The organism is Pantoea sp. 1B4, from assembly GCF_016925765.1.
GTDB lineage: Bacteria > Pseudomonadota > Gammaproteobacteria > Enterobacterales > Enterobacteriaceae > Pantoea > Pantoea agglomerans.
Genome location: NZ_JAEUWZ010000001.1, coordinates 3,208,261 through 3,221,066 on the forward strand (window position 1 = coordinate 3,208,261; position 12,806 = coordinate 3,221,066).

The 12,806-nt window shown below is 56.6% G+C and carries 11 protein-coding genes and 1 pseudogene; 3 read left to right on the forward strand and 9 right to left on the reverse strand.

What is annotated here, in order from left to right; genetic code table 11:
• Window positions 1-62 precede the first annotated feature (62 nt).
• The 9 genes and pseudogenes from recC to rppH form a co-directional block, all read right to left on the reverse strand.
• Window positions 63-3,442: pseudogene (gene recC / locus JNO11_RS15385) on the reverse strand (exodeoxyribonuclease V subunit gamma).
• A gap of 101 nt (window positions 3,443-3,543) precedes the next feature.
• Window positions 3,544-3,870 carry a prepilin-type N-terminal cleavage/methylation domain-containing protein gene (locus JNO11_RS15390; RefSeq protein ID WP_325177474.1) on the reverse strand — a complete coding sequence of 109 codons (327 nt, stop codon included), beginning with the start codon at window positions 3,868-3,870 and terminating at the stop codon, window positions 3,544-3,546.
• Window positions 3,830-4,234 carry a DUF2509 family protein gene (locus JNO11_RS15395; protein WP_033769930.1) on the reverse strand — a complete coding sequence of 135 codons (405 nt, stop codon included), beginning with the start codon at window positions 4,232-4,234 and terminating at the stop codon, window positions 3,830-3,832. The genes JNO11_RS15390 and JNO11_RS15395 overlap by 41 nt, the downstream gene beginning before the upstream one ends.
• A complete protein-coding gene (locus tag JNO11_RS15400; protein ID WP_325177475.1) occupies window positions 4,231-4,758 on the reverse strand; it encodes a prepilin peptidase-dependent protein in 528 nt (175 codons plus the stop codon). The genes JNO11_RS15395 and JNO11_RS15400 overlap by 4 nt, the downstream gene beginning before the upstream one ends.
• Window positions 4,755-5,225, reverse strand: coding sequence for a prepilin-type N-terminal cleavage/methylation domain-containing protein (locus JNO11_RS15405; RefSeq protein ID WP_010248641.1), 471 nt, complete (start codon window positions 5,223-5,225; stop codon window positions 4,755-4,757). Before JNO11_RS15405 ends, JNO11_RS15400 begins: the two co-directional genes overlap by 4 nt.
• A gap of 187 nt (window positions 5,226-5,412) precedes the next feature.
• Window positions 5,413-6,207 (reverse strand): thymidylate synthase, encoded by a 795-nt coding sequence (gene thyA, locus JNO11_RS15410; protein WP_033772525.1) that lies wholly within the window; start codon window positions 6,205-6,207, stop codon window positions 5,413-5,415.
• Window positions 6,204-7,085, reverse strand: a complete 882-nt coding sequence (gene lgt / locus JNO11_RS15415) for a prolipoprotein diacylglyceryl transferase (protein ID WP_010248645.1) — start codon at window positions 7,083-7,085, stop codon at window positions 6,204-6,206. Before lgt ends, thyA begins: the two co-directional genes overlap by 4 nt.
• Window positions 7,086-7,411: 326 nt before the next feature.
• Window positions 7,412-9,658, reverse strand: coding sequence for a phosphoenolpyruvate--protein phosphotransferase (ptsP, locus tag JNO11_RS15420; RefSeq protein WP_010248647.1), 2,247 nt, complete (start codon window positions 9,656-9,658; stop codon window positions 7,412-7,414).
• A gap of 12 nt (window positions 9,659-9,670) precedes the next feature.
• Window positions 9,671-10,198: an RNA pyrophosphohydrolase gene (gene rppH, locus JNO11_RS15425; protein WP_009087042.1), complete on the reverse strand. Its 528-nt coding sequence runs from the start codon at window positions 10,196-10,198 to the stop codon at window positions 9,671-9,673.
• A gap of 687 nt (window positions 10,199-10,885) precedes the next feature.
• Here rppH and mutH point away from each other — a divergent pair.
• From mutH to JNO11_RS15440, 3 genes are all read left to right on the forward strand, one after another.
• Window positions 10,886-11,563: a DNA mismatch repair endonuclease MutH gene (gene mutH, locus JNO11_RS15430; RefSeq protein WP_050680486.1), complete on the forward strand. Its 678-nt coding sequence runs from the start codon at window positions 10,886-10,888 to the stop codon at window positions 11,561-11,563.
• Window positions 11,564-11,662: 99 nt separating this feature from the next.
• Entirely contained in the window at window positions 11,663-12,373 is a 711-nt protein-coding gene (locus tag JNO11_RS15435; protein WP_010248654.1) for a TerC family protein, read from the forward strand.
• A 118-nt stretch (window positions 12,374-12,491) separates the two neighbouring features.
• Window positions 12,492-12,710 (forward strand): YgdI/YgdR family lipoprotein, encoded by a 219-nt coding sequence (locus tag JNO11_RS15440; RefSeq protein ID WP_003853956.1) that lies wholly within the window; start codon window positions 12,492-12,494, stop codon window positions 12,708-12,710.
• Window positions 12,711-12,806: the final 96 nt, after the last annotated feature.

Consider the following 12,806-nt stretch of genomic DNA (forward strand, 5'->3'; position numbering starts at 1 on the left):
GGCTCAAAGCAGAGCAAAATTTCTGTGTAATGAGTCAGTCAGCAAAAACGCCTTCTGATCGGCTATTCATCATCCTGATGTGCAGCCAGCACCGGTAAATACCAGCGCTGTGCCGCCTCAGTTATCTGCTGTAGTTGTGGCTCATCCAGCACCCGGCAAAGACGTTGCAGATAGGGATCGCTGCCTTCGCCCTCAAGCTGATAGTTGCCTGACCAGGCCGTCAGCAGGCGATTACGCGCCTTAAGCTGGGTTGCCTCATCGGTCAGTAACTGCTGACTTTTTTTGTCGTAGCTGGCGGTCAGCCATGCGCCGCCACTTTTGTTAAGCAGCATCAGCGGCTGACGCATACCCGCGAGATATCCCGTGACATACTCATTCAGCGCAGTAATCGCCTCTGCCTGTGACACGGCAAGGAAGCACCAGCGGCTCTGCTGCCGGCCAAACATCCGGCTGCTGCCGGTGCCGCCCAGCGCGCAGTAGACCAGATGTTCCAGCCAGAGTAGCAGTCCGTCGTTCATGTTGAGTACGCCAGGCCGCCAGCGCAGCAATCCATCACTCTGAACCTGCGTCAGCCACCCGGTTAAGCTGACCTGCTCCAGTTGCAGATTCACTTCCCAGCTCTCGCCGTCGCTGCGCTGGGTGACCACTTCTGCCGCCACTTCCTGCATCTCATCGCGCTGCGCCTGCCAGAACAGCTCACCGAATGCGCCATAAGGCAGATTACCGGCCGCACGATGGTGCGCATAAAGCCGCTGAGTATCCTCGCCTTCGACCAGGGCATTCAGCAACTGCGCGTTGATCTGATAACGCTCAAGGTTGTCGAGCGCAAACGGCTCGCTGTCGGGCAGTTCGTTCTCCTCCAGCCAGAAACTCACGCCAAGCCGCTGGTGGAACCAGGCCCGGACCGGATGTCGCCAGAAGCGCAGGAACGCCTCCAGCGTGAGCGCATCAATTAACGGCGCCTCCAGCGGCTGCACAAAATCGGGCTGGGGCTGCCCCGCACCCCGCGCGGCAGGCAACCACTCACGGGCGAAACTTTGCAGTCTGGCAGCAGGCTGGAAGTTTTCGGCAGCAAACGGCATCCGGCTGTGCAGGTGCTGCAGGTGCATCCGCACTCGTTCGGCACTCTCATCCAGTTCAAGATGGCCATCACCGTCCAGATAAAAACTCTGTCCAATGTAATCCAGCAGTTCTGTGACCAGCACCGAGGGGTAGCGTTCCGTATTATCCTGAATCGCCCGGCCGATATAACTGATGTAGAGCTGCTGCTGCGCCGAGATCATCGCCTCCAGGAAGAGATAGCGGTCATCATCGCGGCGACTGCGGTCGCCTTTGCGGGACTGCTGCTGCATCAGATCAAAACCTAACGGCGCTAAGGTCCGTGGATAGACGCCGTCGTTCATGCCCAGCAAACAGACCAGCTGAAAAGGAATGGAGCGCATCGGCATCAGGGTACAGAAGTTAATCTGCCCCGCCAGGAAACGCTGACTGATGCGCTGTTGATCAAGCCGGCTACGCAGATCATCACGCAACAGCGCCACCGGAATCGCCTCTTCAAACCGCGCATCCATGCCATATTCAATCAATTGCTGCCACTGCTCTTCCACCAGCAGTAAGGCGGCCTCGGTTTCTGCATCGGGGCTGAAAAAGGCATTGAGCAGTTCCCGGCACATGGGCAGCCAGGCCGCCAGTGGCCGGGGTTCGGCAAGCAGCTGCCGCCAGTGATTAAGCCGGGAGAGCAGCTCAGCCAGATGTCCCGCCAGCTCCCCCCACCAGACCACCCGACTCGTCATAAGGCAGAATTCCTTCCCAGTCACCGTTGTGGCTCTCCATCGCATAACCCAGCAGCATACGCTGCAGGCCAAAGCGCCAGGTGTGCTGGCCGGTAACCGGAAGTGACAGGGCTTCTACGCTGGCATCATCCAGCCCCCCAGCGTACCCCCGATTCGCTGACCCAGCGCCGCAGTAAACGCAGGCCGCTTTCATCAATGGCGAAGTGGGAAGCGAGCGCCGGGACATCGAGCAGCGCCAGCACATCCTCCGAGACAAAACGGCTGTCCGGCAGTGCCAGCAGATGCAAAAACGCCACAATGGCCGGATGAGCCTGACTGGCACGGCGATCTGAAATCGCAAACGGCAGATAGCGATCGGCAGGTGCATTGGCGAACACCGCCTGAATAAAAGGGGCGTAGGCGTCGATATCCGCCACCATGACGATGATGTCACGCGCTTTCAGCGTCGGATCGGCCTCCATCATCGCCAGCAGATGATCCTGCAACACTTCAACTTCGCGCTGGGCACTGTGGCAGACCTGCACCGCAATTGATCGATCCTCCGGATCAAGGCAGCGCTTCTGATCGCTGTGTGCCAGTTCCGCCGCATTCAGTCCGATGATGGCGTTATCCTGCAGATTGAGAAGATCGTGCTGCATACAGTGCAGCAGGTTGTCCGGCTCCACATCGACAAAAGCATCGATGTCGTCGTTTGACTCCATCTGACTGAGCAGAAACAGGTTGTCACGCCCCAGCTTGCCCCAGGAGGCGAGCAAAGGGTTGGTCAGTTGCTGTTCACCAGCGTCGTTAAACAGCGCCGGTGCCTGCTCTGCATCCCGGAAGAGTCCGCGTGATTCATCAGCACCATGGCGGCGGCGCTGACGACTTTGCAGTTTCGCCAGAAACGCATAATCCTGAATATCGCCCCAGTAATCGCGGCAGGGATTGGTGAACAGCAGATGGATGTCGATGTGACGTCCCAGCGCCTGCAACGCCTGCAGATAGACCGGCGGCAGCGCAGAGATGCCACAGATAAAGACCCGTTTGGGCAGATTTTCCGGCGTGCTTTTCGCCTGATCCAGCGTCTGGATAAATCGCGCATAGAGGTTGGCGCGGTGCCATTCAGGCTGGCGCAGGGCCTGGGTATAACTCACCAGATCGCGCCACAGTGCGGCCTGCCAGCGCTGCGCCTCGCCCAGCCCCTCAATGGTTTCGCCACGCTCCCAGCTGTTGAGCCAGTCGGCACGATAGACCAGATACTGGTCGAACAGATCGGCCACGCGGGAGCTGAGCTGAAACAGTTTACGCTTGTCGCCGTCGTCATGGAGATAGTGGCGCAGAGAAGCAAACTCTTCATGCTTCAGCATCTCCGGCAGCCGGTGCATCAGCTTCCAGCCCATGCTGGCCTTACTGAAAGCACTTTCTACCGGGATATCGGGCAGTACGCGGACGAACATCTCCCAGATAAAACTGGCAGGAAGCGGGAATTCGATATTGGCAGCAATTCCAAAAGTTTGCGCCAGCTCCATCTGCAGCCACTGCGCCATACCCGGACTCTGCACCAGCACCATTTCTGAGGCGAAAGGATCATCAAGAGGGTCATGTTTAATCACCGCAGCCGCCAGAATCTTCAGCACATCAAGCTGATTTGAGTGATAAACGTGAAACATGAAAACTCCTGTGATAACTCAGAACGTGACTGCGGTATTGCGGCTCTGTCACTTTACCGCGTATCGCGGTTGAAACCCATCAAAAGGGCGACCGGGGAGAGTTAACATCGCAGCCGCGTCAGGGTGGCACGGCGCTGATAAGGTCCCGTCACGTCAGCCCGATCCAGGGTGCAGCCTGAAGGACCGCTCTGCTGTTGCAGTATTGAGGTCCAGCCGGGGCTCTCATGTCCCATCAGTTGCTGCTCAGCCACCCGCCATGCCTCACGCTGATACCACTGCTGGCTGAATCCCAGTGCCAGTGCGCGATGATAGTGCAACAGCGTGCTGCTGCTTAATGCCATTAACAGCAGAGCAAACAACACTTCCGGCAGGCTGAATCCACCGCGCTTACTGGCAGGTGGCCGGGGGCGTAAGCGGGCAGTAGTCAATCCAGCCGTGCGGCAACGCGGTAATCTGATTGCCCCGTAACCGCACCCACTGCCAGACTGCCATGCCACTGCCGCTGGCCTCCCCTTTAAGCAGACCTTCATCCTTTTCACCTCGTTGTAAACAGCTGCGCCAGCCCTGGCGATCATCCTGCTGACAGCTGGCCGCCTCACTGGCTGACCAGCTCAGGGAGAAGCCCCATTGCAGCGCAGACTGCGCCCGCCAGAAACCCTGAATAAACTGCTGCTCATCCGCCAGCAGTCGCATTCCCTGCTCAGACATCTTACGGCTGGCATGCAGCGTAAAGCTGCCGATGACCATAATCATCAACACCATGCCCAGAGCGCTGCTGCCTCGCTGCTTCACAGGTTCTCTGCCTCAACCCAGCTCTCCATCGTTTCAAGCCAGCGTCCGGCCCGTGCCTGCAGCACTATCCTGACCTGCGTGCCCTGCTGGCTGACGCTGAACTGCTCCAGCGTCATAAACGCGGGATCGGAGAGCCGCTCCCAGCCCGCTGACTGACACTGGTCAACACCTCGCTGCATCTCAAGCTGCTGTTGTCGCAGGCGATAACCGTAATAGTCACTCTCTGCATGGCTCACCCCTTCCCATTTACCGTTGCTGTTCTCATCCCAGCGCAGCAGCAGGCAGTTCTCTCTGATTTGCAGCGCCCCACTGCCACACTCACCGTGACAATAACCGGCACGCCGCACCGCTTTTTCCAGTGTCGCCATCATCTGCTGTAACTCCTGACGCAGCTGCGCCCGTTGCATCACGCCGGCGTTCTCTGCCAGCAGCAGCGGCAGAAAACGGCCAGCACTTAACATCACGACGGCGCTGATTGCCAGGGCGATCAGCATCTCCAGCAGGCTGAATCCGGCCATTTTCAACGGCACGTCTCCTCATCCGTCATGCAGAGGCGAATACGGGCTCTGGCCGAGATAATCAGCCGCATTCGTCCGGCGCTGTTACCCAGCTCAATGCTACCCGCCCGGGCCACATTACGTCGGCCATAGAAGCCCGGTTCACCCCGGATGCCATAGAGCGAAACGCCAGCGTGCGGCGCCACGAATTGCAGCCGTTTTCGGCTATCACACCCTGCAACGGGGAGGCTTCCGGCACCGATGCACCAGGGATCGCCAGGCCGTGACCATAAAACCAGATCGCTATTTTGCCGGTTGGCCTGGGCACGCAGCCGAAGCAGGAATCCCTGCAGTTGCTGGGCGCTGTCGCGCAGTTGCTGCCGCTGTTGCCAGCGCTGCCAGCCATGCAGCGCGGCAAGACTCAGCATGCCGGCAATCACCATCACCAGCAGCAGTTCCGGCAGGGTAAAACCGCGTAAGTGTGCTGTTTTCATAGCGTCAGAATGCGGGTGATGAACAGATGAAACAAGGCGCGGTTTGGCAGGCTGGAAAGCACGTCGCAGAGAATCTTCCCCAACAGCATGAATTGGCAGAAGCGTGCGAGCGTTGCCGCAGATTTACCGGTTTGCGGGCAAAAAAAAGCCCCGGCGATGAAGCCAGGGCGTTATCTTTTATCGCGAATCAGATGGCGACAGGGGCTTTGATCGCGGGATGCGGATCGTAGCCTTCAATCTCAAAATCTTCGAACTGATAGTCAAACAGCGACGCCGGTTTGCGTTTGATAACAAGTGATGGCAGCGGACGCGGTTCGCGGGTCAGCTGCAGGCGCGCCTGCTCCAGATGGTTACTGTAGAGGTGGGTATCACCGCCGGTCCAGACAAAGTCGCCCACCTGCAGATCGCACTGCTGCGCCACCATATGTACCAGCAGCGCATAGCTGGCGATGTTAAACGGCAGGCCCAGGAAGATGTCGCACGAGCGCTGATAGAGCTGGCAGGAGAGTTTGCCGTCCGCCACGTAGAACTGGAAGAACGCGTGGCAAGGAGCCAGCGCCATCTCGCTCAGCTCGCCGACGTTCCAGGCAGAAACGATAATCCGGCGTGAGTCGGGATCGCGCTTCAGCTGCTCCATCACCTGGCTTAGCTGGTCAATCTCCTGGCCGCTGGCCGTTCCCCAGCTGCGCCACTGTTTGCCATACACCGGGCCGAGATCGCCATTCTCATCCGCCCACTCATCCCAGATGGAGACGTTGTTATCTTTGAGATAACCGATGTTGGTATCACCTTTCAGAAACCACAGCAGCTCATGAATAATCGAGCGGATATGACATTTCTTGGTGGTGACCAGCGGAAAACCATCCTGCAGGTTGAAACGCATCTGGTGACCAAAAATTGAAAGCGTACCGGTGCCGGTACGGTCAGCTTTTGGCGTGCCTTCGTGCAGCACATGTTGCATTAAATCCAGATACTGTTTCATTTTTCCTCGCGAAATTGTGGCTGCGGGCGACGACGATACGCCCAGATCATCATAATAATACCGGCAATAATCATTGGCACAGAGAGGATCTGTCCCATACTGATTCCGCCTTCAAACAGGCCAAGCTGGGCATCCGGCTGGCGGAAAAACTCAACGATAATACGGAAGGCGCCATAGCCAATCAGGAACAGGCCAGAGACGCTGCCCATCGGGCGTGGCTTACGAATAAACAGATTCAGGATGATAAACAGCACTATCCCTTCCAGCACCAGTTCATAGAGCTGCGAAGCATGACGCGGCAGCACGCCGTAGGTGTTGAGCAGCGCCTGGTATTGCGGATTGGTGGCGGCCAGCGCGACATCTTCGCTGCGGGAGCCAGGGAACAGCATGGCATAGCGGAAGCCCGGATCGACACGGCCCCAGAGCTCACCGTTAATGAAGTTGCCGAGACGACCGGCACCCAGACCGAACGGGATCAGCGGCGCGATGAAATCAGCCACCTGGAAGAAATTACGTCGGGTGCGGCGGGCAAAGACCAGCATGACGACAATCACCCCGATGAGGCCACCGTGGAACGACATGCCGCCATCCCAGACTTTAAACAGATAGAGTGGATTTTCCAGGAACAGCGGTAAGTTGTAGAACAGCACATAGCCGATGCGTCCACCCAGGAAGACCCCCAGGAAACCGGCATAAAGCAGGTTCTCCACTTCCTCTTTTTTCCAGCCGCTGCCCGGCTGATTGGCGCGGCGGACAGCCAGCCACATGGCGAAAACAAAGCCCACCAGATACATCAGACCGTACCAGTGAAGCGAAACCGGTCCAATCGAGAAGATCACCGGATCGAACTGCGGAAATGCAATATAGCCGTTATTCATCATTCACCGTCTATTTTTCAACCCTGAAAAGGGGCGTTGTCAGGCACATAAATTAAGGCTGCGCATCATAGCACAGCCGGTTTTGTGAATTGTCCCGCAAATGTAAACGCGGATAACGCCCAGAGTCTGACCCGTCAGGCGTATATTGTTGCAGCCAGACTGGTCACGGACAGCGCGCAACAACCGGAGCGTACACATAGTACGTGAGGATTACTCGCTGTGCTCGCCCCTTCAGGGCCGCCCTGACGGGCGTTCAGGTTGCTAAAGCAGCCTGTGTGAGCACTGCCCAGGGCCAGAATGGCAAATAAAATAGCCTGAAGTGGCGCTTAGCGACCGCCGCGGATTAAACCGCCCAGCCCGCGACGCTCCATAAAGGTCGAGACCAGATGACGAACCTCGGTGGCGGTATGAGCATTCATACCCTGCTCGCTGAGTTGCTGCGCTTCTTCGTGATCCAGATGGCGCAGCAGGTATTTCACCCGTGGTACGTTTTTGCCGTTCATGCTGAGATGGTGATACCCCAGCCCGACCAGCAGCGCCACGCACATTGGATCGCCGGCCATTTCACCACACAGGCACAATTCCAGATTGGCCAGACGGGCTTCCTGCGCAATCGTATTCAGTGCGCGCAGCATCGCCGGATGCAGCGAGTCGTAGAGATTGGCCACGCGGGTGTTGTTGCGATCCACCGCCAGCAGATACTGGGTCAGATCGTTGGTGCCAACCGAGACAAAATCGACCCGTGACGCCAGATGCGGGATCATAAACAGCATCGACGGCACTTCAATCATGATGCCGATGCGTGGCGCGGGGATCGTATAGCCCAGCATCTCTTCGACTTCGCGTCCTGCGCGATCGATCAGCTTTTTCGCTTCGTCGATCTCATCGATATGGCTGATCATCGGCAGCAGAATACTGAGGTTGCCGGATGCGGCGTTGGCACGCAGCATCGCGCGCACCTGCACCAGGAAAATTTCCGGCTGGTCAAGCGTCAGGCGGATGCCGCGCCAGCCCAGACAGGGATTCTCTTCACTGATAGGCATGTAGGGTAGCTGTTTATCTGCCCCCACATCCAGGGTACGCAGCGTCACAGGCTTGTTGTGAAACAGCTGTAACATGCCCTGATACTGCGCCACCTGCTCCTCTTCCGACGGGAAGCCGTTCTGCAGCATAAACGGGATTTCGGTGCGGTAGAGACCGATGCCATCCACCCAGTTGCCCAGCGTCTGCTCATGCTCCGGGCTTAAGCCGGCATTCAGCATCACCTGCACGCGCTCGCCGCTTTTCAGCTCACCGGGCTGATCGACCACGCCTTCGGCCATTTTGCTCAGCGCATTCTCTTCGCTGATCAAACGCTGGTACTCCTGCACCAGCACCGGCTCGGGATCGATCAACAGCTCACCGCGATACCCATCGACGATCAGCAAACGTTTGTTGAGCTGATGAGGCTGGATGTCAGCGCCCATGACCGTCGGGATCCCCATCGCGCGGGTCAGAATCGCCGCATGGGAGTTGGCTGCGCCGTCACGCACCACCACGCCCGCCAGCCGCTCATGCGGCAGCTCAGCTAAGGTGGTGGCGGTCAGCTCATCGGCCACCAGCACAAAGCGTTCCGGCCAGGCATTGGTCCCGACCAGCGTATCGTCAAGGTGAAACAGCAGGCGCTGACCCAGCACCCGCAGATCGCCTGCACGTTCACGCAGGTAGGTGTCCGTCAGGCTGGCAAACTGTTCAGCAAACTTCTCGATCACCTGTTTCACTGCCCATTCGGCGACCGATCCGCGTTCGATCTCGTCGAACAGATCTTTTTTCAGTCGGGCATCGGTTAACAGGTGAGAGTAAAGGTCGAAAATGGCCGCACTCTCTTTCTGAGCGCTGGCGCTGAAGCGTTTACTGAAGCGACGAAATTCACTGGTGGCTTCGCTCATGGCGAGCGACAGACGCTCACGTTCGCGATGAACATCCAGCGTTGAGGCAGCCGAAACCTGATCGAGCAGTGGCTGCGTCTCATCCACCCAGCCCGGTGCCACCGCCACGCCAGGCGCAGCTGCAATTGCGCGCACCCGCGTCTGCCGGAACTGACCAAACAGCTGAGCCATCTGCGACTGCGACAGCAATGCCGCCATCTGGGTGGCAAGGGTGACCAGAAACGACTCTTCGCTTTCATCAAACTGACGGTGCTCGCGCTGCTGTACCACCAGCACGCCCAGTAACTGGCGACGGCTGATAATCGGCACGCCGAGGAAGGAGCGGTAGCGCTCCTCTTTCACTGCGGGGATATATTTAAAGCTGGGATGACTCTGGGCGTCAGCAAGGTTAATCGGTTCGGCCAGACGCCCCACTAAACCGACGATCCCCTCGTCAAACGCCAGGGTCACGGTGCGGCCACGCGGTTTTTTAAGTCCGCGCGTCGCCATCAGGTAGTAGCAGTGACGATCGTGGTCGGCGAGGTAAACGGAACAGACTTCCGTATCCATCGCCAGACAGATCTCATTAACCAGGATGTCGAGTGCTTCATTGAGACGCGGCGCACTCGCCACTTTTTCTACAATTTCGCGCAACTGAGTGAGCATAAAGGGCGTGGCCTATCCTCTCTTACGTCGATGGGCAGGATTATTTCGCTGCCCCGCACTCTCCTGCATAGACATCACCACGCCAGCGAATTCCTTCATCACCCGACGATAAACGTCGCGCTTAAAGGAGACAACCTGACGCACCGGATACCAGAAACTGACCCAGCGCCAGCCATCGAACTCGGGCGTGCTGCTGTGCTGCACATTGATATCCGCGTCATTACACATTAACTGCAGAAGAAACCACTTTTGTTTCTGGCCGATACATACCGGCTTTGTGTCCCAACGCACCAAACGTTTTGGCAACTTGTAACGTAACCAGTTACGGGTAGAAGCAAGTATTCGAACATCTTTCCGGTGTAATCCGACCTCTTCGAACAGTTCGCGATACATCGCCTGTTCTGCGGTTTCACCGGGATTGATGCCTCCCTGAGGAAATTGCCAGGAGTGCTGTCCAAAGCGCCTGGCCCATAACACTTGTCCCTGCCGGTTACAGATTACGATACCAACATTCGGGCGGTAGCCATCATCATCGATCACCGGACTACCTCAAAGCAAAATTTGAATGAGCTGATTGTTTCACACTCCTTACAGGCGGTAAACCACTGGATTCATGGGGGGGTTAAGCCATCATCGCCGGGATAACTCACAGAAAATGGCAAAGTTATAAACAATGACCGAGAAAAAGATCGATCTTATTCACCTTTTCTGTGGATAGCTTTGTGCAGAACGCGGGAGTTATCTGAATAACCTTTTCCGTGCACGCTGAAGAGCCAAAAAAGAACCAACAACACATCCGTATGATTTTTAATGAAATTAAATCGAAAACCTTACCGGTAAATCTTTTATAAACAGTGAATATTTTCATGGTAACTGACAATTGCTTAAAATATAAGCACACTGCTTTTTATCCACAGATAATCGCTCAGGGTTAGGCCAGAGCGGCGAAATTATGGCCAGATCGTGAAAAGTCAAGGCTGTAAATGGAACCAGTACCGCACTCAGACGGTGGTTATCCCATTTTTCTGTGGATAACCGGGCTGGAGATCCTGTTCATTGTTGCGGGTAAGCTGGGATAACCCTGAAGCACCTGGGGCGGCGAGCGTGCAATCCGCTAAAAAAAAGCACGATCTATCATGTTATTATCGATCCCTGACGCGGATTATTTATGTGAGAAACGTGACTCACCCGCTGCTGTACAAATTTTAATCATTGCGAGTGTTCACCATGAGTTACCAGCCAGGACCACCTGAAGATGAAGCCAGCCTGCTGGCACGCGCGCAGGATTTAGCCGGTTTAACCCTGGAAACCCTGGCCGCGCGCGCCGGTCTGCCCATGCCTGCGGATCTCAAACGCGACAAGGGCTGGGTCGGCATGCTGCTGGAGTGGCATCTTGGTGCCAGCGCAGGCAGCAAAGCGGAGCAGGACTTTGCCCATCTGGGTATCGAACTGAAAACTATCCCGATTGATGCGCAGGGTAAGCCGCTGGAAACCACCTTTGTCTGCGTGGCACCTCTGACCGGCAACAGCGGCGTGACCTGGCTCACCAGCCATGTGCGCCACAAGCTGGCGCGGGTATTGTGGATCCCGGTTGAAGGCGGACGTGAGATTCCGCTGCGGGAACGCCGTGTCGGCGCGCCGCTGTTATGGAGCCCCAATGCGGAAGAAGATGAGATGCTGCGGCAGGACTGGGAAGAGCTGATGGATATGATTGTGCTGGGTCGCGTAGAGCAGATTACCGCGCGACATGGTGCCTGGCTGCAAATCCGGCCCAAAGCCGCCAATAGCAAAGCGCTGACAGAAGGAATCGGCGATCAGGGCCAGCCAATCATGACGCTGCCGCGCGGTTTCTACCTGAAGAAAAGCTTCACCGGGCCCCTGCTGGCGCGTCATTTTCTCCTCTGATTGTCGCCACCCGCGTTGATGTGTCGCAATTTTGTGGGAGATCGGCGAAATGAATGCGTATAATCGCCGTTTACTTTTCGTTTAGGATTAAATGTCGGTATGTTTGAGTGGATTTCCGATCCCAACGCCTGGCTGGCGCTGGGCACCCTGACCATCCTTGAGGTGGTGCTGGGTATTGATAACATCATTTTCCTGTCGCTGGTGGTCGCTAAACTGCCAAAACACCAGCAAGCCAGCGCACGTCGCATTGGTCTGATGGGCGCGATGCTGATGCGTCTTGGCCTGCTGGCTTCTATCGCGTGGGTAGCCCGTCTGACTAACCCGCTCTTTACGCTGATGGATCATGCGTTCTCGGCGCGCGATCTGATTCTGCTGTTCGGCGGACTGTTCCTGCTGTGGAAATCGAGCATGGAGATCCATGAAACGATCGAAGGCAGCGAAGGCGAACACAACACCCGCGTCCATTCCTTCCTGGGTGCGATTGTGCAGATCATGATGCTCGACATTATTTTCAGCCTCGACTCGGTGATCACGGCCATCGGCCTCTCCGATCATCTGTTCATTATGATGGCGGCGGTGGTTATTGCCGTGCTGATGATGATGTTCGCTGCGCGCGCGATCGGTGAGTTTGTTGACCGCCATCCGTCAGTGAAAATGCTGGCTCTCTCTTTCCTGATTCTGGTCGGTTTCACCCTGATCCTGGAGAGTTTTGCGGTCCACGTACCAAAAGGTTACATTTATTTCGCTATGTTCTTCTCAATGGCGGTTGAGTGTCTTAACCTGATGCGCAGTAAGAAAAAGCACGCCTGATAAAGTCAAGGGCGAGCCTGCTCGCCCGGTTATTTTCAGATTCATACGATTAACCCTGCCGGCAAAACCATTTATTACTACACTGTTTGCACTTGACCATTTGTGAGGATTAGGCGTGATGAAAGGGTTGGCAGGAGTAGCACTGGTGATGGTAACCGCCGCATTCTTAAGTGGATGCAGTTCTGATTATGTCATGGCGACCAAAGATGGCCGGATGATCATGACCGAAGGCAAGCCGAGCATTGATAAAGAGACCGGCCTGGTGGAGTACACTGACCAGACGGGTCATATGGTGCAGATTAACAGCGATGAGGTTTCTACGATCATTGAACGTTAAGTGCCCGATTTAATCACCTGCCACCGATTCCCGGCTGGCAGGTGATTTCCCCGACTTTTCCCCCTTCCTTCCCCGCCATTGCTCGCGCTATAGTCC

Coding starts and splice junctions, on each gene's coding strand:
- JNO11_RS15405 (WP_010248641.1), bottom strand. CDS start 5,225: ATGAAAACAGCACACTTACGCGGTTTTACCCTGCCGGAACTGCTGCTG.
- thyA (WP_033772525.1), bottom strand. CDS start 6,207: ATGAAACAGTATCTGGATTTAATGCAACATGTGCTGCACGAAGGCACG.
- lgt (WP_010248645.1), bottom strand. CDS start 7,085: ATGAATAACGGCTATATTGCATTTCCGCAGTTCGATCCGGTGATCTTC.
- ptsP (WP_010248647.1), bottom strand. CDS start 9,658: ATGCTCACTCAGTTGCGCGAAATTGTAGAAAAAGTGGCGAGTGCGCCG.
- mutH (WP_050680486.1), top strand. CDS start 10,886: ATGAGTTACCAGCCAGGACCACCTGAAGATGAAGCCAGCCTGCTGGCA.
- JNO11_RS15435 (WP_010248654.1), top strand. CDS start 11,663: ATGTTTGAGTGGATTTCCGATCCCAACGCCTGGCTGGCGCTGGGCACC.
- JNO11_RS15440 (WP_003853956.1), top strand. CDS start 12,492: ATGAAAGGGTTGGCAGGAGTAGCACTGGTGATGGTAACCGCCGCATTC.